General features: G+C 41.6%; 14 protein-coding genes and 2 pseudogenes. 11 read left to right on the top strand and 5 right to left on the bottom strand.

All coding sequences use genetic code 11. From position 1 onward, the window contains the following. Positions 1-157 precede the first annotated feature (157 nt). On the bottom strand, positions 158-1,189 hold the full coding sequence (mtnA, locus tag PN447_RS02740) for an S-methyl-5-thioribose-1-phosphate isomerase (protein ID WP_271760641.1): 1,032 nt from the start codon (positions 1,187-1,189) through the stop codon (positions 158-160). Positions 1,190-1,232: 43 nt separating this feature from the next. Then, positions 1,233-3,242 (bottom strand): cation:proton antiporter domain-containing protein, encoded by a 2,010-nt coding sequence (locus PN447_RS02735; protein WP_271760645.1) that lies wholly within the window; start codon positions 3,240-3,242, stop codon positions 1,233-1,235. Between the two features lie 363 nt (positions 3,243-3,605). On the opposite strand from PN447_RS02735, the gene tnpA reads away from it, so the two are divergent. After that, positions 3,606-4,004 (top strand): IS200/IS605 family transposase, encoded by a 399-nt coding sequence (gene tnpA / locus PN447_RS02730; protein WP_271760639.1) that lies wholly within the window; start codon positions 3,606-3,608, stop codon positions 4,002-4,004. Next, entirely contained in the window at positions 3,997-5,265 is a 1,269-nt protein-coding gene (locus tag PN447_RS02725) for an RNA-guided endonuclease InsQ/TnpB family protein (protein WP_271760637.1), read from the top strand. Before tnpA ends, PN447_RS02725 begins: the two co-directional genes overlap by 8 nt. 143 nt (positions 5,266-5,408) lie before the next feature. Here the strand turns inward: PN447_RS02725 and dxs are convergent, their stop codons facing one another. Further along, positions 5,409-7,316 carry a 1-deoxy-D-xylulose-5-phosphate synthase gene (gene dxs, locus PN447_RS02720; RefSeq protein WP_271760635.1) on the bottom strand — a complete coding sequence of 636 codons (1,908 nt, stop codon included), beginning with the start codon at positions 7,314-7,316 and terminating at the stop codon, positions 5,409-5,411. 100 nt (positions 7,317-7,416) lie between these two features. Continuing rightward, positions 7,417-8,103, bottom strand: coding sequence for an S-layer homology domain-containing protein (locus tag PN447_RS02715; protein ID WP_271760633.1), 687 nt, complete (start codon positions 8,101-8,103; stop codon positions 7,417-7,419). Positions 8,104-8,624: 521 nt separating this feature from the next. Here PN447_RS02715 and rpiA point away from each other — a divergent pair. The 8 genes and pseudogenes from rpiA (at position 8,625) to PN447_RS02675 (ending at position 20,922) form a co-directional block, all read left to right on the top strand. Next, a complete protein-coding gene (gene rpiA, locus PN447_RS02710) occupies positions 8,625-9,335 on the top strand; it encodes a ribose-5-phosphate isomerase RpiA (protein WP_271760631.1) in 711 nt (236 codons plus the stop codon). 123 nt (positions 9,336-9,458) lie between these two features. Continuing rightward, positions 9,459-11,885: a GH116 family glycosyl hydrolase gene (locus tag PN447_RS02705; RefSeq protein WP_271760643.1), complete on the top strand. Its 2,427-nt coding sequence runs from the start codon at positions 9,459-9,461 to the stop codon at positions 11,883-11,885. 1,006 nt (positions 11,886-12,891) lie between these two features. Beyond that, positions 12,892-13,248 (top strand): annotated as a pseudogene (locus tag PN447_RS02700) (HetP family heterocyst commitment protein). Positions 13,249-14,011: 763 nt separating this feature from the next. Then, positions 14,012-14,155, top strand: a complete 144-nt coding sequence (locus PN447_RS02695) for a hypothetical protein (protein ID WP_271760630.1) — start codon at positions 14,012-14,014, stop codon at positions 14,153-14,155. A 264-nt stretch (positions 14,156-14,419) separates the two neighbouring features. Continuing rightward, positions 14,420-15,029, top strand: a pseudogene (locus tag PN447_RS02690) (helix-turn-helix domain-containing protein). A gap of 21 nt (positions 15,030-15,050) precedes the next feature. Beyond that, positions 15,051-18,089, top strand: a complete 3,039-nt coding sequence (locus PN447_RS02685) for a peptidase domain-containing ABC transporter (protein WP_271760629.1) — start codon at positions 15,051-15,053, stop codon at positions 18,087-18,089. Positions 18,090-18,167: 78 nt separating this feature from the next. Then, positions 18,168-19,742 carry an HlyD family efflux transporter periplasmic adaptor subunit gene (locus PN447_RS02680; RefSeq protein ID WP_271760627.1) on the top strand — a complete coding sequence of 525 codons (1,575 nt, stop codon included), beginning with the start codon at positions 18,168-18,170 and terminating at the stop codon, positions 19,740-19,742. Between the two features lie 388 nt (positions 19,743-20,130). Further along, positions 20,131-20,922 carry a peptidylprolyl isomerase gene (locus PN447_RS02675; protein WP_271760625.1) on the top strand — a complete coding sequence of 264 codons (792 nt, stop codon included), beginning with the start codon at positions 20,131-20,133 and terminating at the stop codon, positions 20,920-20,922. Between the two features lie 44 nt (positions 20,923-20,966). On the opposite strand, the gene PN447_RS02670 is transcribed toward PN447_RS02675, so the two are convergent. Continuing rightward, positions 20,967-21,218, bottom strand: a complete 252-nt coding sequence (locus PN447_RS02670) for a hypothetical protein (protein WP_271760624.1) — start codon at positions 21,216-21,218, stop codon at positions 20,967-20,969. Positions 21,219-21,541: 323 nt separating this feature from the next. On the opposite strand from PN447_RS02670, the gene PN447_RS02665 reads away from it, so the two are divergent. After that, positions 21,542-24,958: Calx-beta domain-containing protein (locus tag PN447_RS02665; RefSeq protein WP_442867069.1), on the top strand; the 3,417-nt coding region annotated here is incomplete at its 3' end.

The raw sequence follows: 24,958 nt of genomic DNA, 5'->3' as shown, positions 1-24,958 counted from the left end.
GACCATTGTCCGTATAAAATCTTCCTTGTCCACTTTCCTTCCTTGTCTTCGGTGGTCTTGCCTTCACAGATCATATTAAAAACCTACCCTTGTAAGGAAGGGGGTGGGGTCAAACAATAGTTGATACACTAATCATGACTTGACAAAGATCCTCTAATTAATATTTGAAACTTGCCAATTTATCAGGAGGAAATGCGCCATTTTCAGTAATGATGGCTGTAATTAATTCAGCTGGGGTAACATCAAAAGCCGGATTGTAGAAATCAACAGCCCCTGGTGTCAATATAGTATCGCCAACTTGGTATATTTCCCCTGGGTGACGTTCCTCAATGGGAATTTTACTACCATCGGGTAAACTAAAATCCACAGTAGACAAGGGAGCCGCAACAAAGAAAGGTATATGATGAGCCTGAGCAGCGATCGCCACACTATAAGTACCAATTTTATTAGCAGTATCACCATTAGCAGCAATGCGGTCAGCACCCACCACCACAGCATGAATTAAACCCCGTTGCATACAATGGGCAGCCATACTATCAGTAATTACAGTAACTGGAATACCTTCTTGAACACATTCCCAAGCCGTAAGTTTTGCCCCTTGCAAACGGGGGCGAGTTTCGTCAGCAAAGACACGTTCTAATCGTCCCGACTTCCAAGCAGAACGCACAACACCCAATGCAGTACCATAGCCAGCAGTAGCTAACGCCCCCGCATTACAGTGAGTGAGAATTGTCAGCTTTTGTGGGGTTGGGGGTAATGCGGCCAAACCATGGTCACCAATAGCGTGACAGGTTTGTAAATCTTCAGCATGAATAGCTTGGGCTGTTTCCCAGAGCTTTTGTGTAATTTCTGTGACAGTTCCCAGAGTTTCATAAGCAGTTTTCATCATGCGGCTAATAGCCCAAAATAAATTAACTGCTGTGGGGCGTGTAGAACGCAACAAATCGGCGACCTTTTCTAAGCGTTCTAAAAACTCGTGGTGATTTTGGGACTCAATTTCTCTCGCACCAAGATAGATCCCATAGGCGGCCGCCACACCAATAGCTGGCGCACCTCGAACAATCATAGTTTTAATCGCCTGCGCCATGTCTTCACTGCGGTGAATTTGGACGACAGTATACTCATTAGGGAGACGAGTTTGGTCAATGAGGGAAACGGAATTATTCTGCCAAATAACGGGGTAAAGCATGGGAGAAAATTAAGAAGATGGTGGGGATGTATAAGCCTGGTGCCTATTGGGGAAAATAAGCGATAATCATGGCTACTTGGGGTTGATTACGAGCGATGACTTCTGGTGCATAACCCAGAAGTGAAAATAGTTGACTTTTTTGCTCAACAGTCCCATTTAACACCAATAGGTCGTTAGTTTTGAGTAATCGAGAGACTTGACGCACAAAATTACCACGCACCTTTTGAATTGGTGTGTCTGGAGGTGCTGGAATATCTGTAGGTTGCACAGTGGTTTCTCGTACTGGTTCCACTTGTAATAGTTGTAGCGATGCTTTGAGTTCCGTGGCTAGGGCTTTGGCTAATTGGATATTTGCCCCAAAAGAAGTCGCGTAAGTTTGTTGGGTGGTGAACGCTAAAAATACTCGCCTTGTATGCTCAATTGGTAATGGAAACCGAGTTACTAGAACTGGGACTGAACTGCGATTAACAATCTTGTCAATCACACCGCCAAATAAATTTTCTTGATAAGTTGAGTAACCCTTCCAACCGCAAATAATCACACTAGCTTGTTGTTCTTCTGCGACACGAGCAATACCTTTATCAATTGATTCATCAATGCGACCAATGGTGGTAACCTTGGTAACAGCAGCATGAGCAATCATTTCGGCAGTGGATAATAATTGATTTTGTCTAGTCTTATCCTCTGGGGAAATGATGGAATTTTTCTCTAGTAAAATATGTAGGGGTAACAAAGTCCCTTTTGCAGATTTTGCGAGAATAATTGCCAACTGGAGCAAATTATCCTCAGTGCTGGGGTTAGCAACTGGGACTAAAACGCGATCGCCTATGTTGAGGTTGTTGGCTTTTTGACTAGTGAGTTCTCCCTGGTTAAGTTTTTGTCCCCACTGTGCTGTAATCCAAGGAGAAGCAACACAGGTAACTAAAATCATGGCGATGGTGCCATTCACAGTTAACTGGTCAACCAAATCGATTTTATAAGCAACGGTAATAGCCGCGAGAGTGGAAGCAGCTTGAGCCACAGACAGCCCAAACATTACCATAATATTGTCAAAATTCAGTCCAAATAACTTACCAGCACCCCAAGCCGGAATGAACTTGACAATAATGGCAACAGTCACCATGACACCCGATACTAGCAGCGATCGCGGCTCTTGAATCAGAATCCGGGGATTTACCAACATCCCCACAGAAATCAGGAAAAATGGCACAAACAGGGTATTACCGATAAATTGAATCCGATTCATCAGGGGGCTGAGGTGAGGTATTAGTTGAGTAATAGCAACCCCTGCTAAAAAAGCTCCAATAATTGGCTCAATTTGGACTAATTGTGCTCCGTAGGAAACCACAAACAAAGTAGCTAAAACAAAAGTAAACTCTGCCCCTTCGTCGTGTCCAAAGCGCTGAAAAAACCAGCGTCCCACACGGGGAAGACCCCAAAGTGTGAGAAAAGTGTAGGTAATCAGCGAGGGAATGAGGAACAGCCAGAACCCCAGGGTTAAATTACCTTCATGTGCCCTCACCACCACCGCCAATACTAAAAGTGCCAGAATATTGGTGATTAAAGTCCCCCCCAGAGTGGTAGTCATTACCTGCGATCGCATAATACCCAGTTTGCTTGCTATAGGTAATGCTAAAAGAGTATGAGAAGCGAAACATGATGCCACAAGAATACTTGGCAATAAATCGTAGCCGATGGACATCATGGCAGCAGCACCTAAAATCATAGGTACTAGAAAGGTAGCTAATCCAAAGATAACCGCCTTATCAGCGTTGTATTTCATGTCATCCAGGCTAGTTTCCAGACCTGCCATGAACATAAGAAATAATAAACCTACTGTACCCAGTAGTATAATGGTGTTATCTCGTGCCAACAATCCCAGGCCATTGGGACCGACTACAACCCCAGCCAAAATTAACCCCACAATCCCAGGTAGTCGAATTTTCTCAAATAACAGGGGAGCGATGAGCATAATCCCCAAAATCATCAGAAATACCGGTACTGGGTCTTTGATGGGTGTTGATATCAGGGTAGTCATTAATAAATTATTCATATCCTGCCCTAGGGTTGCGATAGCGCGATCGCTGCTACAAGCAGATCGCATCTGGATTTTACATCACTTACGCAAAATACCCGTCAAACTCTAATTTCTCCGTTTCTTCTGTGCCTGTGGTGGTTTATTCTTCGGTGAGTTTTGCGTAAGTTCTATTTTAGAAGGTCAGTAGCTACTATCTTATTGACCAGTAAGCGAGACCTGAGCCAATGGCTTTTAGACATGGGGATAAGTCGGTAGCGACTTTAGTCGCATTAGAACGATTGATTGGCTTTAGCCACATTCAAGATTGCATGAAGTAATTTATGCAATCTTTATTGAAACTTCATACTATTATACAGGACGATGCTGTATAATAAAGACATGAGTCAAGAATATAAATCAAACAAAAATATTACCTACTCTTGTAAGTATCATGTGGTTTGGTGTCCAAAGTATCGTAGAAAGGTTTTGATCCATGGTGTTGATGTCCGTCTTAAGGAAATCATATTAGAAGTCGCTAATGAGTTTAACAGTGAGGTGATCGAAATGGAAGTCATGCCAGATCATGTACATCTGCTAATTGAAGCAGATCCACAGTTTGGTATTGCAAAAGTCGTTCGTTATATGAAAGGACGCTCATCAAGGTTTCTTAGACAAGAATTTCCTTGGCTAAAGTCTAGGTTGCCAACGCTTTGGACAAATAGCTATTTTGTGTCTACTGTGGGTGGCGCACCGTTGTCAGTAATTAAAGAATATATCGAAAATCAAAAAAATGTCTAATTACGGATGCCAACAACATTTAATTAATCCTAATAAGGATTTATCTGCTGTTCTAGAATTTTTGTGCGGTGAATCAGCTAAACTTTCTAATTGTGGGACTTATTATGCAAGACAATTGTATTTTAAAGCTGGTAAGATACCTGGAAAATACGACTTACATAAATTATTGAAAAGCAACGTACATTTTCAGGCAATGTACTCACACGTTGCTCAACAATGCTTAACTACAGTCGCAGAATCTTTTAAATCATTCATTGGATTACTGAAAGGAATTAAAGAAGGAACAGTTGAACAATGCCCTAGACTTCCTGGATACCGGAAAGGTGGACTAGCTCTTGTCACTTATCCAAAAGCAGATGTCAAACTTAAAGACGGACTTTTAAGGTTTCCCCTTGGCACTAAAGTAAAAACCTGGTTTGGATTAGATGCGTTTTACTTGCCAATGCCGTCAAATCTTGAGTTTAAAAGCATTAAAGAGTTGAGAATTTTACCAAGAAACAAATGCTTTTACATCGAATATATTTATAAACAACCTGATATGAGCGTTGAATTAGATAAGTCTAGAGCTTTAGGAATAGATCATGGTATAAACAATTGGTTAACTTGTGTATCTAATGTTGGGACAAGTCTTATTATCGATGGAAAACACCTTAAGTCAATGAATCAATGGTACAACAAGCAAATTGCTACTATCAAAGAGAATAAAACCCAAGGATTTTGGAATGATAAACTAGCACATATAACTGAAAAACGCAATCGTCAAGCTAGGGATGCTATCAATAAAGCTGCAAGATTAGTAATTAATCATTGCCTGAACAACAATATTGGCACAATTGTATTTGGATGGAATAAAAAACAAAAAGATAATGCTGATATGGGGAGAATCAATAACCAAAAATTCGTTCAAATCCCATCGGCTAAATTAAAGAACCGCATTGAACAATTGTGTAATCAATACAAAATTCAGTTTGTAGAAACAGAAGAATCATATACCTCAAAGGCATCATTTTTGGATAGTGATATGCTACCTACATTTCGTGCAAAACCGGAAGGGTGGCAATCATCAGGAAAACGTCTTAATCGTGGATTGTTTAGAACAGCTAAAAATATTTTATTAAATGCTGATGCCAATGGGGCTGCTAATATTTTAGTTAAAGTAGCGATAAAGCTAGGTTTAAACCTAAGTGGAATCAGTAGGGTGTCTTTGATAGCACCATTGAAAGTTCGTTTGTGGACTATTCAAGAATCCCCCGGCTTTTAGCCGTGGGGAGTATCAAGTCAGTCCCAATACAGAATCAAGATGCGAAAAAAAGGTGAGTTATCCTCACCTTATTAATTAATCAATGCAGTTAGTTTGCATCATGTCATCTTGATTAACCGGAGATGATATCAGTCCCTATCGCCCTAGATAACATTAGATGCTTGCTTTTGAAAGAAAGCAGCCATAACTCTTTCAGCTATTTGACGACTAGTTAAACCTAATTCGGCCTTAGATTCTTCCGGTGTGGCATGATCTACTAAAATATCGGGTACACCAATACGCTTGACAGGAACCACAACATCAGAATCTAGTAGTGCTTCGGCCACAGCAGAACCAAAACCACCCATAACACAGCCTTCCTCCAACGTGACAACGCGGCCGATTTGCTTGGCCAGGGGTACAATTAATTCCGTATCCAAGGGCTTGACAAAACGCGCATTGATCACAGTTGCCTCGATGCCATGTTCACTGAGCATTTGGGCTACTTGCATACTAGGATGTACCATGGTGCCGTAGCCGATAATTAAAACATCATCGCCGTTACGAAGGATTTCCCCCTTACCGATATCTAAAGGTTCCCAGCCTTCTTCCATGAGCGGAACACCGTAGCCGTTACCACGGGGATAGCGCATGGCAATTGGTCCACTGGTGTAGTTAATACCAGTTACCATCATGCGTTGTAGTTCCGCTTCGTCCTTAGGTGCCATCATGACCATATTAGGAATACAGCGCAGATAGGCAATATCATACATACCTTGGTGGGTAGGTCCATCGGCACCGACAATTCCCGCCCTGTCTAAACAGAAGAACACAGGCAAGTTTTGAATACAAACATCATGAATGATCTGGTCGTAAGCCCGCTGGAGGAAAGTTGAGTAAATCGCCGCCACAGGGCGCATTCCTTCACTGGCTAAACCCGCACATAGGGTAACGGCGTGTTGTTCAGCGATACCCACATCGATATATTGATTGGGTAGTTTAGCCTGGAGTTTATCTAAACCCGTTCCCGTAGCCATTGCAGCTGTAACCCCAATAACTTTGGGGTTTTGTTCCGCGAGTTTAACTAATGTGTGGGAAAAGACTTTGGCATAGGAGGGAGGTTTGGGCTTGGTAGAGGGAATAGCTTTCCCTGTGGTCAGGTTAAATGGACTTTGGGCATGGTAGCCTACTTGGTCTTTTTCGGCGATTTCATAGCCTTTGCCTTTAACGGTAATCACATGCACTAAAACAGGCCCTGTCATCTCATGGGCTTGGTGGAAGGTCGCAATTAATTCCTCTAGATTATGACCATCTACGGGGCCAATATAAGTAAAACCTAGTTCTTCAAAGACTGCGCCTACCTTGGGAACTGCTAAACGCTTCATTCCTTCTTTGATGCGTTCGAGTTCGGGAGATAAAGATTCACCAACAAAGGGAATCTGTTTAAACTGTTCCTGAAAATTATCTGTAATAAACTGCACTGGTGGACTGAGGCGCATTTTATTCAGGTAACGGGGAATTGCTCCGACGTTGGGAGAGATGGACATCTCATTGTCGTTGAGAACAACTAGCAGTTTAGTTTTAGGTAAGTGTCCTGCATGGTTGATGGCTTCTAAAGCCATTCCTCCAGTTAAAGCACCATCACCAATTACGGCTACTGATTTAAATTTTTCTCCTTTCAATTCTCCCGCTAATGCCATACCCAGAGCAGCGGAAATACTGGTAGAAGCGTGTCCAGCACCAAAGTGATCAAATTTGCTCTCACACCGCTTGAGATAACCTGCAATGCCATCTTTCTGTCTGAGGGTATGAAAGTTGTTGTATCTTCCGGTAATTAGTTTATGGGGATAAGCTTGATGTCCTACATCCCAAATGACTTTATCCCGATCCAAGTCCAGTGTCTGGTAAAGTCCTAGTGTTAACTCTACAACTCCTAAACCAGGCCCTAGATGTCCCCCACTTGTTGCTACGGTTTGTAGGTGCTTGTCTCGGATCTGGCGGGCGATTTGTTGCAATTGCCGGATTGACAAACCATGCAACTGGTTAGGATGGGTGATTTCACTCAGATGCATATTATAGGGTGTTCCTCTCTAAACTCTACTTCTATCATTTTTTAATTTTCCCACGGTGGGGATGTCTCTGGAATGATTTAGTCACAATTATTCTCCCTCGTCATTTTTCTGCAGGTGGGATCACATCGGGTGTGAGTGACATTTCTAGTTGTGGTTGCTGTCTTTGTAAATATTGACTCAATACATAGGCCATATCTCCACGGGTCATAGGCCGTAATGGTAAGATGTTATTTTGGTCGTCTGTATTGATCAATCCTTCGGCCACTACTGTGGCGATCGCCTTCCTAGCCCATACTGGAATTGATTCTGCATCTGGATGCTGATCAAGTATTTCATTTACGATGTCGTCACCAAACTGAAATACACCATAAGCTTGGGCAAAAATCGCTAACGCCTCTGCCCTGGTCACCCTTTGATTAGGGAAAAATAAATTACCCCGATATCCTTTCATAATATCGGTTTTAAGCACTGTCTGAATGTCCTTAAACGCCCAATGGGAGGGAGGAACATCTGGGATATTTTTAACCTCTCGTCCTTTAACTGTTTCCCTTTGATCTAGGTTGAATACTTTGACTAAAATTGCCGCCAATTCCGCCCGACTTATCATCCTTTCTGGATAAAATTTGCCATCTGGTGAATTGGCCATTAACTTAGCTGCAATCACTTGTTGAATTGCTGGGGATGGCAAGTTATCACTAGGTTCTACCGCTCTAGCTACACTTAATGTTAAGTTGTGTAGTAGTAATACTAAGGAAAGAGTAGCTAGCAAGTTTCGCTGATTTCTCATGATGTTAATTGGGCTATTCTGCATCTATAAATAGCTGAGAGCATCACCTGGTTGGGTGAGTCTCAAAATCTTAACTTCGGTTGGTTGACGCATTTTCAATTGATTAAGTTGCCATGATTTTCAGTCAATAACTAGTCGGGTGGTTTTAGTCAATCAATCATTTTGTACTAAGGTATATGTACAATTTTTCTAATTATAATTTCATCAAACTTGATCTGGTTTTGATTAATTTAGTCACTAGTCATTACTGCTTGAGGGTGCATACCCCAGCAGTGGCTACTGAAAATTTAACCCTGAATAGCCGAAATCATAAGTAAGTAACCATTGCAACAAATACAAAAGTAATTGTACGGTGGATTAACTGTGAGACCCAAACCAAATAAATATTATAACCTGTAGTCTATAAATCATGTGGCTTGCGGAAATGATGGGGAATTTTGCCTGAGTGAATTGGGAATTGACTAGGATGTAGTATAGTCGGCCGTGATAGACCATTTAGTCAATATTTCAGGAGTTTTGGGATGAGTGCAACAGCAGACCCCGTGAAGTTGATGAAGCAAGAAGTTGGCAAAGCGGCTGCCGCCCTGGTAAAATCAGGCTCAATTGTCGGTTTGGGTACAGGGTCAACCACAGCTTATACAATTCAGTTTTTAGGCGATCGCCTCAAATCTGGTGAACTTAAAGATATTGTGGGTATTCCTACCTCTTTTCAATCAGAAGTCCTAGCCAAAGAATACGGCGTACCTCTGACCACCTTAGATGCTGTTGACCATATTGATATTGCCATTGATGGGGCTGATGAAGTAGACCCCAACAAAAATTTAATTAAAGGCGGTGGTGCAGCCCATACCCGCGAGAAGGTAGTAGACTACCTGGCAAATCAATTTATCGTTGTAGTAGATGCTGGTAAATTAGTAACCCGCTTGGGTTCTTCTTTCGCCGTACCGGTAGAAGTTATACCGATGGCTATTACCCCTGTTACCAACGCCATTAAAAAACTCGGTGGTAAACCTGAACTCCGCATGGGTGTAAAAAAGGCAGGACCAGTCATTACAGACCAAGGTAATATGGTATTAGATGTCAGGTTTGATTCTATTGATGACCCTGTTTCCTTAGAAAAAACACTGAATAATATTCCTGGTGTCTTGGAAAATGGTATCTTTGTCAACTGTGCAGATGTAGTGTTAGTGGGCGAAGTTAAAGACGGTCAGCCTTTAGTACGACAACTTTAAGGCTAATGTGGGGAGTCGGGGAGATAATTACCCCTTCCCCATGTCCTCCGGGTTACTTACTTAATATAAATTACACATTTACTTACGCTTCCTGAGCATAAGGCAACCTGGTAAAATCAGATGATGACAAAACTGATATCCTCCGTAATTCCTCCTTGCACCTGGAGTCGTCCCATCGGTTTGGGTTGGGACAAGCCCTATACCGTCCGTTATGCTAGTAATATTGATGATGGACCCTGGCACGGTATGCCTTTGGGTGGCTTTGGTGCAGGTTGTATCGGACGATCTTCACGAGGAGACTTTAATCTGTGGCATATTGACGGCGGTGAACATACGTTTCAAAATATCCCCGGTTGTCAATTTAGTGTGTTTGAGTCCGATGATAAATTTTCTCAAGCTTATGCTTTGGCTACAGAAGCGCCGGAAAATTCTAGTCTCCAGGAGTGGAAATGGTATCCAGCATCGACACAGACACAGGAAACAGGAACTTATCACGCCCTATATCCCCGGAGTTGGTTTGTCTACGAAAATGTATTTCAAGCAGGGTTAACCTGTGAGCAGTTTTCCCCAATTTGGGCAGAGAATTATCAAGAAACTAGCTACCCTGTAGCAATTTTTCATTGGAATGCTCATAATCCCACAAATGCACCTATAACTTTAAGTATTATGCTCACTTGGGAAAATATGGTGGGCTGGTTTACTAATGCGCTGAAGTCCCCAGAAGTGAGAATACGCGATGATGGTAGTCCGGTTTATGCATATCAGCCACTTTTAGGTAAGAGTCAAGGTAATTACAATTTTATAGCTGAAAACGCAGAATATTTCAGTTGTATTTGTAGCCAAGTAAGTGGTGATAATCCAGTAGCAGAAGGTGATGGGAGTTGGTGTATTGCGACTATTAAACATCCCATGGTAGAAGTATTCTACCATACTCGCTGGGATCCGGCGGGGGCGGGGGAAGATGTATGGCAAAGCTTTACTGTAGATGGTTCTTTGCCTAATTATCAAGATACAACTCCTGCATTAGAAAATACACAAATAGGGGTAGCGATCGCAGTCCGGTTTACTCTGCAACCAGGAGAAAGTTTAGCAATTCCCTTTGTTGTGTCTTGGGACTTTCCGGTAACAGAATTTGCATCTGGGATTAATTATTACCGCAGATATACAGATTTTTTTGGTCGGAGTGGTAATCATGCTGGGGCGATCGCCTCTACAGCCCTAACAGAATATCAAACCTGGTATAAAAAAATTCAAGCCTGGCAACAGCCAATTATTGACCGCCAAGACCTACCAGACTGGTTGAAAATGGCTCTATTTAATGAGCTATATGACCTAACGAGCGGCGGAACTCTGTGGAGTGCAGCCTCAGAACTTGACCCCATGGGTCAGTTTGCGGTGCTGGAGTGCTTAGACTATCGCTGGTATGAAAGTCTAGATGTGCGCTTGTATGGTTCCTTTGGGCTATTACTCCTGTTTCCTGAACTAGAAAAATCAGTGCTGCGAGCATTTGCTAGAGCAATTCCCCATAGTGATACTCATCAGCGGGTGATCGGCTATTATTATACCATTGGATCCGAGCAAACAACCGCATCTCGCAAAGTGGCAGGGGCAACACCCCATGATTTGGGCGCACCTAATGAGCACGTTTGGGAAAAAACTAATTATACCTGCTATCAAGACTGTAATTTGTGGAAGGATTTGGGAAGTGATTTTGTCTTACAAGTATACCGGGATTTTTTGCTCACAGGTGCTGAGGATGTGCAGTTTTTAGCAGATTGTTGGGAGGGAATTGTGCAGACCCTCGACTATCTCAAGGCTTTTGATTTGGATGGTGATGGGATTCCTGAAAATTCTGGCGCACCTGACCAAACTTTTGATGATTGGCGGTTGCAAGGTGTGAGTGCTTATTGTGGGGGTCTGTGGTTGGCGGCTTTGGAGGCGGCGATCGCTATTTGTGATATTTTGTTAAACAACCACAGAGGTACAGAGAAAACAGAGGAGTTAAAAGCTAGGTATCAGCTTTGGTTAACCCAGTCTATGCCTGTGTATCAAGAAAAACTTTGGAATGGTAAGTATTTTCGGTTAGATAGTCAGAGCGGTTCGGATGTGGTGATGGCTGACCAGTTGTGTGGACAGTTTTATGCACGTTTATTGGGATTGCCAGACATTGTACCATGCGATCGCGCTTTATCTGCCTTACAAACTGTTTATGAGGCTTGCTTTCTCAAATTCGGTCATGGTGAATTTGGTGCTGCTAATGGTGTTCTTCCTGACGGTTCACCAGAAAACCCCAATGCTACCCATCCCCTGGAAGTTTGGACAGGAATTAACTTTGGTCTGGCGGCTTTTCTCGTCCAAATGGGGATGCAGGATGAAGCTTTGAAGTTAACAGGTTCTGTGGTAAGGCAAATTTACCATAATGGCTTACAGTTCCGCACCCCTGAAGCTATCACCGCATCTGGTACCTTCCGGGCTAGTACTTATCTGCGGGCTATGGCTATTTGGGCAATTTACCTAGTTATTACCGCCAAAGAACACAATTATAAATAATACTTATTTATAACAGATATCAATTAATACTAATATACTGAACTTAATAGTATATCATATCAGCCCAACAATTTTACTCCCATGAGTAAAGATTTGTTATTAGTCTGAATCACCTCACAGAGTCAAGTTGTCTTTTCCCAGCTTTACTTAATCGGTAACGAAAAATACATAAAAAAAAATACAGATGTTTTAGTATAATGGGTTTGATGCCATTCGGTCTCCACCTTAACAACTCAGTATCTGGAATTTTTGGTTTTATTTTCCGGGTATTCCATGAACTAAAAGAACATATAACTAGGGTTAAAAAAGATTTCCCATACTTAGGGATAGCAACTGTTATCTACCAAAATATAAAGAATTAATCAATTTTTAATTCAACCATTCGACACATGGGAATAAATTCCCTATGACCAACTGTTTATCTTCGATCTTGATCTTAGTGCTGAATCATATCATATCTGTTTATCAAATACCCATGTCAAAAAAATACCAGGAAATCAAATTTACCTAACGACAATGCTCTGAAAGCTAGAGCTAAAAGATACATAATTAACTGACCAGAGAAAGCTATTTAAATTAACAGTTATAAGATACAAAAGGCTGGAAAACTGTATCTACCAATATCCGTATTCAGCGATGAACAGACTTTTAGCTTAATGTCAGTTTATCAAAAGCAACATCATGTCAAATGTAGTGGAAATCTCAAGTTAAGGAAGAAGTTTACAGATGGAACCGGTAGATGTTTTTTTAAACTACTATTTAGCTTTTTATAAAATGTCAACTTCTAGAATAAGTAATTTACCAGATATAACCATTTTTGTATACTGCTTGCAGCAACTTTTTATCTTGTTTATGTTCACTGGAAATGTAAAAACTAAAACTATTATCAATTGGATTACAGTTACCTGTTAACATAACTCTCTTCCCTGAAGTAAATTCAATTAAAATTTGAAATCAAAAAAAAAGCAATTAATTTAGACTAGTTTCATGAGAGAGGAGTAAAAGCATGAATCAAGATATTTCTGGAATTAGTAGCAACTTCAGTAAACCAATGAATCCTCAACAATTCGATCAAATAGTAGAAGCGATTCTTGCTGGTAAGTATTCCTGGGCTTGTGTTTTAATGCTACGTATAGTTGGTTACAATCCTTTACATTACATTCCCTATCGAACCTACAATCGATTACTCAAGGAAAATACCCGTAGTCAAAATATAAAAAATGAAAGTTCCGATATTAATCCTTCATCTAGATGTTTAAGCAAAATGAAAGACATTGCTTAACTTGAGGTGCTGCAAAAGCAAACAAGCGAAATTCATGGTAGTGGTTTGGGTAAATACTCACCACTACAAGTTTCATCCTAGGGATGGATACTTGAAATAGAAAAAATAGATCCTGATAAATATATCTTTATATTGCCGAAGATAGATGCACAGATATAATTTAATTTTTATAATCCGTTCTTGAGTCAAATTTACTTGACAAATATTTTAATCTAGAAGTATACACTATAGATTGAGAAGTCGTATTTTATGTCCGGAATTGAATAAATCTGTAAATTTATTACAGACAAAATTAATTATTAATTTCACTTAAAGATATAATCGATCTTGAGTAAAGATTTAACTTTTTTTCTCAAAACCCTTGACTGTATTTAGGAAAATTTCTAAAAGGATAACAGTAGGTTAAGACAAGAGATTGAATAACCGTCACTTTTTTTCATTGGACTTATTTTTCAGATTAATCGAAATCTGCTGATGAGATATTAGCTAATATTAGGCTAGTCTAGGAAGTAGATTTGTATTCACAACCTGACCTTAGCTGCTTCTAGGTTCCATTTTTTTATGGGACAAGTTTACACCACATTTTTGGTAATGGAAAAAAAACCAGTTGAAATGTCTTGAGGTTGATATATCAACCTGTATGGCTAGCATAAAAGCTAACAGTAACATCCTCAAAATAGGAGTTATAGAAAGACTCGAAATTACTTACCGACGAGCATCAACCAAGATAACTGGTTGAAGTCACTACCAATATCACACCAAGTTATCAGGGTTAGCCAGTGAGTAGTTTACTGGTTTGAGCTATCTTACCGGAAATTGTTGTTTATGACATGAGACAACAGCTATGCTTGCTTCATATTTTGTCAGGTTTGCTTACTACTACTTACTAACTATCTATGGTTACGCCACACAAGCTATGGCTCACACCACAAGAGCGCAGTTTTTGACTAAGAATGTGTTGACTGGGAAAAATAGAAAAATTCCGTGATTTATCGGTATATTTTTGATTACTACTCTGATGGGGAGCCGATGAACATAGTCAAAAATTGTGGGTTTTAACTATTTTTAGAACCCACAAATTAGTGACCATAGCATAGTAAAAATACCAAGTATTGTACATCAATTAAATAGTTAATTAGCTGGTAATTGCTAATTAATATTGCAGTTATCAAGCCTGACTTATAGAGGTTTGACTATAGCTGCAAGTGATTAAAATGCCCAACCTTTCAATAAATGATAACTGGTAATAGATATGTCACACTCTCTTAGTCAAAGCGAAACTTGGGAAAACTATAACCTGCAAAATATCCAAGAAGGTAAATTTTTAACTCATTTTCAAAGAAAGGCTTTGCTCAAAAGCTTACAAAGTGATTTACAGCCAGAATATCGGCGGCGCATTGAAATTATGTTGTTAGCAGATGTTGGTAAATCTCAAAGCCAAATCTGTGAAATAATAGGCTGTTCTCAGGAAATGGCACGCTACTGGATTGGTTTAGCAGAAGCAGGTTTAGGACACAAATGGAATGAGCGACCCATCGGTAGACCTAAAATTGTCAGTGCTCAGTATTTGGATCGCTTGAAAGAATTGGTCACCCATAGCCCTCGTGATTATGGCTATGCATTTACCTATTGGACAGCCCAATGGTTAAGCAAACATTTAGCTAACGAATTTAACATTCAAATTAGCGATCGCCACATTAATCGCTTGCTCAAACAAATGGGACTATCAACCAAACGTAAAACTTCCCACCCACTGGAAACTGAGCAACCCAAGGATCCTGGGATTAAGATATGCGACTTGCAATGTCACTGGTGAAACTAATTTCCATTGGTCATTAAATCTGATTCAGACCAATCAATAATTCTGTCTTGGAGGTCAGGAAATGACATCAGCGTTTTCCCCAGAATACTTAGCGCAACAACTTATCCAAAGCTTAGGTGAGTCGCTGTCAGAAACAGAAATTGAAAGATGCTTAATTGGCGTGGAAATTGTCCAACCAGCAGTAGCCAAGCAATTTTGGCAATCAACAACCGCGCCGAATGGCATATATATCGTCCTTGGGGGTAAGGTCAGACTTTTAGATACCTCGAATAACTTAATTACTACCCTGACAACTGGAGCATCATTTGGCGAACTGACCTTATTTACAGAAGAAGAATTTAGTCCTTATGTGGCTAGAGCTTCTGTGAATTTAAAACTGGCTTATTTTCCCCAAGCCTCATTACAAGAGGCGATTCGCAAACATCCGAGCATTGGCGATCGCCTCAGACAACGTGCCCAACTGTGGGATTTGCTGTTGTTATGTTGCCAAAGCGCCCTAGTTCCTCACAACGGATCTGTAGAAGATATACTCAAAGCTCTAGCTTTATTTAAGCCTCACACTGTAGAAGGGGACTCACTCCCTGTTAAACTCTTCCAAGATACCAAACTTTGGCTATTACATCACGGAGAACTACAGCACAGTGATGGACGCAGATTAACACCGGGAAATATCTATATACATCCCCAGCAGGAAAATTGGCGCGGGACTCCACCCATCACAATTTACACCCTAAAAAATGCGAATTGGCAACTAGCATTAGAATTTTGGCCGCAATTGGCTGAGTTATCGCAACAGCGCCAAGAGGTTCTTCTAGAAGCAACTACCCCCAAGAGAACCCCACAATTACCACCACCAGATCCCACACCGAAAAAAAAGCAAAAACGAGCTTATTTTCCCAGTCCCAGGGTTCAAGTTGGCCATTGGTGGGGACGTTTAAGTAAGCGGTATCCATTCTTCGAACAACAAAGCGCTGCTGACTGTGGGGCTGCTTGCTTAGTGATGATTAGCCGCTATTGGGGTAAGCGCTTGAGTGTGAATCGACTGCGGGATTTAGCTAACATCAATCGTACCGGTGCTACACTTCGGGGTTTAACAACTGCGGCGGAAAGTATAGGTTTTACTACCCGTCCCGTCAAAGCCAGCTTGGATAAATTAGCACAACAAACCTTACCCGCCATCGCCCATTGGGAAGGCAAACACTATATTGTTGTCTATGAAATCAGCAAAAAGCACGTGATTGTCGGTGACCCCGCCTTTAGCCAACGCACCCTCACCCATGACGAATTTAAGGCTGGTTGGACTGGTTACGCATTGTTATTACAACCTACAGCGCAGCTGAAAGAAACTGAGGAAGACAGTACACAATTCTGGCAGTTGTTTGAATTAGTCAAACCCCATTCTAAAGTGCTGCTAGAAGTCTTTGTAGCTTCGGTATTCATTCAGGTATTTGGACTGGTGACACCGTTATTAACTCAGTTGTTATTAGACCGAGTACTGGTGCAGCGTAGCACTCTGACATTAAACGCAGTGGGGTTCGGGTTGCTGATTTTTGGCTTATTCAGTGTGATGATCAATGGACTGCGGCAATATCTCCTAGATCACACAGCCAACCGCATCAGCGTGGCTTTACTGGTGGGTTTTATTAAACACACCTTCCGCTTACCTTTAGCCTTTTTTGAATCCCGCTACGTTGGTGATATTATTTCCCGGGTTCAAGAAAACTATAAAATTCAGCGCTTCCTCACCGGAGAGGCTCTGTCTATTACCTTGGATTTGCTGACAGTGTTTATCTACGTGGGGTTGATGTTTTGGTATAGTGCACCCATGGCATTATTGAGTTTAACCATTATCCCACCATTCTTTATTTTGGCACTGGTGGCTACACCTTTCTTTCGGCGCATTAATCGGGAGGCTTTTAATGCTACAGCCAACGAAAATAGTTATCTGATTCAATCCCTTACTGGTATTAGCTCCATTCGCTCAATGGCTATTGAACAAACAGTACGCTGGCATTGGGAAGAGCTATTAAACAATGTGATTAAAAAGACCTTTGCAGGGCAGATAATTAGCAACAAAATGCAGCTTTTTAGCTCCGGGATTGAAACTCTAGTAACTACTGGTTTGCTGTGGTTTGGGGCATGGTTAGTTATTCAAAATGACCTGACAATTGGGCAGTTAGTGGCTTTTAATATGTTATTGGGTAACATCATTCGCCCATTTCAAAGGTTAGTTGTTTTGTGGAATCAGTTCCAGGAAGTTGTTATTTCTAGCGAACGCATTAATGATGTTTTGGAGGCTGAACCGGAAGAGGATTTACAGCATCAACCCCGCCAATTTTTACCGAGGTTACAAGGTCATATTAAGTTTGAAAATGTCACTTTCCGTTATCACCCAGAAAGTGATATTAATGTCCTGGAAAATCTCAGCTTTGAAATCTTACCTGAGCAAACTGTAGCGGTAGTTGGGCGTAGTGGTTCAGGAAAAACAACCCTCACGAAGATGATATTAGGGCTATACCTGCCGACAGATGGCAAAGTATTAATTGATGCCCAAGATGTGACTAGTATTTCTTTACGATCGCTGCGATCGCAAATTGGTGTTGTTGATCAAGATACCTTCTTATTTGGCGGTACAATCCGGGAAAACATCAGTATTGCTCACCCAGAAGCCACCCTAGAGGAAATTATTACAGCCGCAAGTTTAGCCGGAGCGGATGAATTTATCAAGCTGCTACCCACCGGTTACGAAACTCAAATTGGTGAAGGTGGGGGGATGTTATCTGGTGGACAACGCCAACGCCTAGCGATCGCCCGCGCTTTACTGGGAAATCCCCGCTTATTACTCTTAGATGAAGCCACAAGCCACCTTGATGCGGAATCTGAGCGAATTATCCAAAATAACCTGAAAACCATCCTCAAAGGGCGCACAAGTCTAATTATTGCCCATCGCCTGTCCACGGTGCGTCATGCTGACCTCATCCTGGTTTTAGATCGTGGCTTACTCGTGGAAAGCGGGACTCACGATGAATTAATTGCTAGAAGAGGTCATTACTTTTATCTCAACGAGCAACAACTGGGAGCAACAGCGCCAACAGCTTAAAAACCTGGGAAACTGCCAATTTCACAGGAGAATTTGTCCACGAAAAATTCTCCTGGACAGTAAACGGTTGAATTACTTATGCCAAACCCATCTCAACATTTATCATCTATACTTGCAAAATCACAGCAAGACTCAGCCCTGAGCTCTAGCTTGGGTGGGGTGAATCACCAGGTTGAAAATTCTAGTGCTGTTGTTGATGATCAGACACAGGTAGAAACCCAAGCCAATGATTGGTTTTACGGTACAGAAGAACTGCTGGATGCTTTGCCAAAACTCTGGACACGTTCCCTACTGTACTTTCTGGTGGGATTTACCACTATTATTTTACCTTGGTCGATGCTCACGAAAATTGATGAGACAGGCAGCGCTAGAGGGCGTTTGGAACCCCAAGGAGCGACCTATCAGTTAGGAATTGCAGTTCCGGGAACCGTGAAGGCTGTCAATGTTCACGAAGGCGCTATAGTCAAAGCTGGTGAGGTTTTGCTAGAGTTGGATTCTGAGGTCTTAGAAACAGAATTGCAGCAAAGACAGACACAGCTACAAGGACAGCGCGATCGCCAAGCCCAATTAAAGCTGCTGAAAAACCAATTGATGTTAGCCATTAATATTCAAGAGCAACAAAATCAAGCTCAAGAATTAGAAAAAATGTCTCAAGTCCATCAGGCGCAGCAAAATCTGGATGCGAGGCGGAGTGTGTATAACTTACAGAAGTTAGAAAGACAGGCTTTAGTTGAGCAGGCTCGCCAAAACATTAATTCTACCCAAACAACTGAAAAGTTAGTTAAGAATCGTTTTGACACAGATTTGACAGAAGTTGCACGCTATCGTCAATTGTTTGACCAGGGTGCAATTCCCCAAACCCAACTTGTGCAACTACAAAAGACAGCAGAGGAAAGCCAACGCTTGCACTTACAAGCGCAATCTGATGTTACTTTAGCTCAACTGCGTTTAAAAGAGGAAACCAGTCGCTATCAGGCGACTATGAATCAAGCTGTAGCCGATATTCAGCAAGCAAAACTACGCCTACAAGAACAGCAAGGTAGTTATCAAGGTGTCGTTCAAGCCGGTAAATTAGCACTACTCAGAAGCCAGGAACAACTTAAGGATATGGACGGCCAAATTAGTACCCTGGAAACAGAAATAGCTCAAACTAAGAGCCAAATTGAGTCCTTACAGATTCAACTTCAACAACGAGTAGTGCGATCGCCCATTGATGGTATAGTTTTTCAGTTACCTGTGACTAAACCAGGCCCTGTGGTAGAACCAGGACAAATCATTGCCCATATTGCGCCTCAAGATAGTAAATTGATTCTCAAAGCCCAGATACCCAGCCAACACAGTGGTTTCTTAGAGGAGGGAATGCCAGTGAAAATCAAGTTTGATGCTTATCCCTACCAAGATTATGGCGTGACGGCAGGGCGTGTGAGTTGGATTGCACCTAACTCCAGAGTTCAGTCTCACAATCAAGGCAATATAGACACTTATGATTTAGATATCACCCTAGATCAACTTTATGTGCAAGCTGCTAACCAGCGCGTTAATTTAACCCCTGGTCAGACCGCCACCGCAGAGGTAGTTATCCGTCAGCGTCGAGTTATTGATTTCATCTTAGATCCGTTTAAAAAATTGCAACAAGGGGGACTAGAACTTTAGTTACAGCAGTTTGCAAGTAAATGGGGTACAAATATTGGTGCTAAAACTCTTGTGAGGTGTGCATTCTAACCGCCACTGTGTACGGCGAAAACCAAAAGGGTTTACCCCACAATAACCCTCCCATTATTAAGGGAAGGGGACTAGATTCACCATTTTTACCATGGAATATTACCCCTATTTCTCTAGTTTAAAACCTAGAAAAATAGGGCGTATATCTGTATTTTTTAATTTAAACAAAGATGATAAACAATGGTGAATAATTAAAATATTAAAACTACCATCAGATAGAGACAATAAACAATATATCAAGCAAAGATAATGAATAAGATACTGACTAAAAAAGTCAACAACTAATGGAAAATTAGTTATTAATTGGAGGAATTTAGCTATGTCAGATATATTAGAAGTTTCCGCTGAAGAAATTATTTACTATATAAAAATGGCTTGCCAAATCCCCGTAACTTTAGAAGCGATCGCCACCCAGAAAATCATTGCTGAAGCCGCCGATAAAGCAGGAATTGAAATTTCCATAGAAGAACTGCAAACAGCAGCAGACGATCTTCGCCTAGCTCACCGACTACTGAAAGCAGAAGACACTTGGGCTTGGTTAAAAAAACATTATCTTTCTCTAGATGACTTGGAAGAAATAGCCAAAATCAACCTCACATCTTCTAAATTAGCCAATCATTTATTTGCAGAGCAAATAGAACCATTTTTTTATGCACATCAATCTAAATATTTTGGCGCAGTAACTTATGAAGTGGTATTAGATGATGAAGATTTAGCCTTAGAACTATTTTATGCACTCAAAGAAGGCGAAATTAGTTTCCAAGAAATTGCCCGTCAATATATCCAAAATCCCGAAACCCGTCGCACTGGTGGTTATCAGGGAATCCGCCGCCGTATTGACTTCAGATCCGAGATTGCAGCCGCAGTTTTTGCCGCCACTCCCCCCCAGATTCTCAAGCCCATCACTACACCCAAAGGAGTACATATAATCTTAGTTGAAGAAATAATCAAACCAGAGTTAGATGATAACTTGCGGTTTCAAATTATGGGAGAGTTTTTTAGCAATTGGTTACAGCAACAAATAGCCTCGGTGGAAATTGTAGCCAATCTCAAAGAAAATAATCATACTCAAACATCACATCGCCTCCTCAAATCAAGCATACCCAGGTAAGTTGACGGTTGACGGTTGACTGTCAACTGTCAACAAATCCAAACCTACCCCCGAATTACTGTAATATTTCTCCCTTGGGGACTTAGGGTTATTTCGGTGCTGGTTCTGTCACTGATGGGGGGTAAGTCGGGACGACGGTCAAATATTACTAACCATCCTGTATCTAGATTTAATCCTGATAAATACTTATCTAATTGTATTAATCCTTGGGGTAAGGGGTCGGCTTTACCCTGTTTCCATACCTTTAATTCCATCCCTAAGACCACATCCCCATAACGCATACATATGACCGACAAAACGTTAGTGCGATCGCTACGTAGTACCCAAAGCGATCGCCTTTATTAGTTACTCATATCCCCGACTTCTGACTATGATCTTCTGGGGTAGTTATAAATTTTCGTGGAAGTCGGGGATATTGCCCAGCTAGTGATGAAGATTACATATCAACACTTATTAAACAACCTCTAAGACTCTTGAACACTAATCGCCTTTGGCTTACATATAAGAAAAACATATTTTACTAATTTTACTTGATGAATTTTCCTTTCACGAAGATCAAAATTAACGATAATTCGGATACAGTAAACTCAGTTTTAAATTATTTCAATTAATCCCATTTATGCTAATAAATACGACTACAGACATTAGTCAACTGACAACTGTCACCGGGACAGATGGAGATGATGTACTTTATGGCACTAATGAAAGTGATACCATTGATGGGGGTCTAGGGTATGACTACTATCGTGGTAACTATAGCGATCGCACCACTGGGTTAACTATGACCTATGACCCCGCCACGGGTAATGGTACAATCACCATTGGCAGTGAAGTAGATACGTTAATTTCCATTGAAAGCTTTGATGGTGAGGGTGGTTTCAGAGGTACAGCTTTTGATGATGTGATTGTTGGGACTGCTGCCAATGATAATTGGTGGAATTGGTGGGGTGCTCCACTAGGTGGTTTATATGGTGGGGATGGTAATGACACCATCTCAGGTGGTGCTGGTGATGATAGACTCTATGGTGAGGAAGGGAATGATATCTTAAATGGGGATGCTGGTAATGATGCACTCTATGGCGGTAATGGTAATGACATCATCTCAGGTGGTACTGGTGACGATATACTCTATGGTGAGGAAGGGAATGATACCTTAAATGGGGATGCTGGTAATGATGCACTCTATGGCGGTAATGGGGATGATACCTTAAATGGTGGTACTGGTGACGATATACTCTTTGGTGAGGAAGGGAATGATACCTTAAATGGGGATGATGGTAATGATACACTCTATGGCGGTAATGGGGATGATACCTTAAATGGTGGTGCTGGTGATGATGTCTTTTGGTCGGAGGGTGGCAATGATAGGATTGATGGTGGTACAGGGTATGACTACTATCGTGGTAACAACTATAGCGATCGCACCAGTGGGTTAAGTATGACCTATGACCCCATCACGGGTAATGGTACAATTACCATTGGCAGTGAAGTAGATACGTTAATTTCCATTGAAAGCTTTGATGGTGAGGGTGGTTTCAGAGGTACAGCTTTTGATGATGTGATTATTGGGACTGCTGCCAATGATAATTGGTGGAATGGAGGTTTATTTGGTGGGGATGGTAATGACACCATCTCAGGTGGTGCTGGTGATGATAAACTCTATGGTGAGGAAGGGAATGATACCTTAAATGGGGATGCTGGTAATGATGCACTCTATGGCGGTAATGGGGATGATAGCTTAAATGGTGGTGCTGGTGACGATACACTCTATGGTGAGGAAGGGAATGATATCTTAAATGGGGATGATGGTAATGATACACTCTATGGCGGTAATGGGGATAATATCCTAAATGGTGGTGCTGGTAATGATGCACTCTATGGCGGTAATGGTAATGACATCCTAAATGGTGGAGATGGAAATGATTACTTTGACAGTGGACTGGGTAACGGTCTGATTATTGGTGGTGCTGGTGATGACTTTCTCTACCTAGATCATAGTTCACAGAAAAGTACACCCCTATTACTAAAACACAGCACCAGTGACACCATTGTTGCGGGGGAAACTTTATTTAGAGGAATAGAAAAATCGGTCATTTTTGGTACTGCTGTTAATGATATTTTAGAGGGTGGTACTGTTAGCAGCGGTCTCTATGGTGGCGATGGAGATGACTACATCAAAGGCGGTGCTGGGAATGACAGCGGTTATTTGGGTTGGTATGACGGTCCTAGATACGCAGGACTCTATGGCGGTAATGGTAATGACATCCTAGATGGTGGGGATGGGGATGATTACTTTGACAGTGGACTGGGTAACGACCTGATTATTGGTGGTGCTGGTGATGACTTTCTCTACGTAGATCATAGTTCACAGGAAAGTACACCCCTACTGCTAAAATACAGCACCAGTAACACTATTGTTACAGGGGAAACCTTATTTAGAGAAATAGAAAAATCGGTCGTTTTTGGGACTGCTGTTAATGATATTTTAGAGGGTGGTACTGTTAGTAGCGCTCTCTATGGTGGCGATGGAGATGACTACCTCAAAGGCGGAGCCGGAAATGACCGCGATACATATTTCGGTTGGTATAACGGTTCCGTCAGATGGGCAGGACTCTATGGCGGTTTTGGAAATGATTACCTTGATGGTGGGGATGGAAATGATTACCTTGATGGTGGGGATGGAAATGATACCCTAATCGCAGTTAACCCCAATAACAAGAACCCTGGTATAAATCAAATAGACTATTTAGTAGGAGGAAGTGGAAGCGACTTATTCATCCTCGGTGATTCTACTTGGATAGGCTATGATGACCTCAACGCTACCACCAACGGTACTAACGACTATGCCGAAATCGCCGACTTTAACCCCAGCGAAGGTGATATTATTCAACTCAAAGGCGGTGTTAATTACCTTCTGAGCATTTATTATGCAGATACTCACCTTCTCATCGATAAACCCGGTACAATACCTGATGAGCTGATTGCCGTCATTAAAAATCGCACAGATTTAGACCTCACACATGACTACTTCTACATCAGTGCAAGTACAATTCCCACCCTGGCTATTGCTGCCACTGATACCGTCAAGGAAGAAGGCAACACCGGTAATACCTCCTTCACCTTCACTGTTACCCGCAGTGGGGACACGACAGGTGCCAGCATTGTAACATGGGCAGTGACAGGTTCTGGTACTAACCCTGTTAACGCGGCTGACTTTGGAGGTAGATTACCATCGGGTACTGTCAACTTTGCCGCAGGGGTAACATCTCAAGTAATTACAGTCAATGTCAGAGGTGAGAAGGTAGTAGAAACCGACGAGAGCTTTACGGTCACCCTATCTAACCCCAGTAACGCCTCCATTACCACCGCCACTGCTACTGGGACAATTCTTAGTGATGACTTGTTAACAAATCCTGGTCAACTGGTGATCGCCCCTCAAAGTAGCAATGTTACACCAGGAAAGGGAGAAATTAAGTTAAACTATCGCCTTGATAACTTTCAAGATCGTGAACTATCCTCTGTAGGATTGTCAATTTACTTTGACAGTTCAGAACTGAATATTAATACAACAGATATTAATGTTTCCAGTTCTGTGGGGGATATAGTCGGTGATAAAATTATCATTGATGACACGGGAGATGCTGATAATGATCCTAAAACCGATAAGGAATTGACGTTTATTATCAACCGCATTCAAACCACCGGGAGTGATAACCTATTTCTTAACATTCCCTTCACCCCCACAGGGGAGTTTGATGGAGAAACTAAAGTTAACTTTGCCGCCAACAGCGGTAACCCAAATATAGATGTATTGGGAGTACCTTCTGTAACAGTCAGTGGACTTGCTGCGGATATTGATGGTAACGGTAGGGTGACTGGTGCTGATTTATTGTTCATTGACCAATATCTGCTGTTACGGAATAATCCTAACGTCGATGCGATTCTGCAAAGTTCTTTTAATCTCTTTAGTACTGAAACCGTGGGAGCCACAAACACCACAGGAGCAGCTTTGAGGAGTGCGATCGCCAATGGGGTT

The sequence above is a fragment of the Anabaena sp. CS-542/02 genome, assembly GCF_028331085.1.
In the GTDB taxonomy this organism is placed as follows: Bacteria; Cyanobacteriota; Cyanobacteriia; order Cyanobacteriales; family Nostocaceae; genus Anabaenopsis; species Anabaenopsis arnoldii.
The sequence above is the reverse complement of the archived record's forward strand: the minus strand, read 5'-3'. Positions and strand labels throughout refer to the sequence as shown.

Bases quoted from the DNA above. Each gene is read 5' to 3' on its own strand.
- PN447_RS02725 (WP_271760637.1), top strand. From the start codon at position 3,997: ATGTCTAATTACGGATGCCAACAACATTTAATTAATCCTAATAAGGAT.
- dxs (WP_271760635.1), bottom strand. From the start codon at position 7,316: ATGCATCTGAGTGAAATCACCCATCCTAACCAGTTGCATGGTTTGTCA.
- PN447_RS02675 (WP_271760625.1), top strand. From the start codon at position 20,131: ATGTCAGATATATTAGAAGTTTCCGCTGAAGAAATTATTTACTATATA.
- PN447_RS02695 (WP_271760630.1), top strand. From the start codon at position 14,012: ATGCTTGCTTCATATTTTGTCAGGTTTGCTTACTACTACTTACTAACT.
- PN447_RS02715 (WP_271760633.1), bottom strand. From the start codon at position 8,103: ATGAGAAATCAGCGAAACTTGCTAGCTACTCTTTCCTTAGTATTACTA.
- PN447_RS02685 (WP_271760629.1), top strand. From the start codon at position 15,051: ATGACATCAGCGTTTTCCCCAGAATACTTAGCGCAACAACTTATCCAA.
- tnpA (WP_271760639.1), top strand. From the start codon at position 3,606: ATGAGTCAAGAATATAAATCAAACAAAAATATTACCTACTCTTGTAAG.
- rpiA (WP_271760631.1), top strand. From the start codon at position 8,625: ATGAGTGCAACAGCAGACCCCGTGAAGTTGATGAAGCAAGAAGTTGGC.
- mtnA (WP_271760641.1), bottom strand. From the start codon at position 1,189: ATGCTTTACCCCGTTATTTGGCAGAATAATTCCGTTTCCCTCATTGAC.
- PN447_RS02705 (WP_271760643.1), top strand. From the start codon at position 9,459: ATGACAAAACTGATATCCTCCGTAATTCCTCCTTGCACCTGGAGTCGT.
- PN447_RS02735 (WP_271760645.1), bottom strand. From the start codon at position 3,242: ATGAATAATTTATTAATGACTACCCTGATATCAACACCCATCAAAGAC.
- PN447_RS02680 (WP_271760627.1), top strand. From the start codon at position 18,168: ATGCCAAACCCATCTCAACATTTATCATCTATACTTGCAAAATCACAG.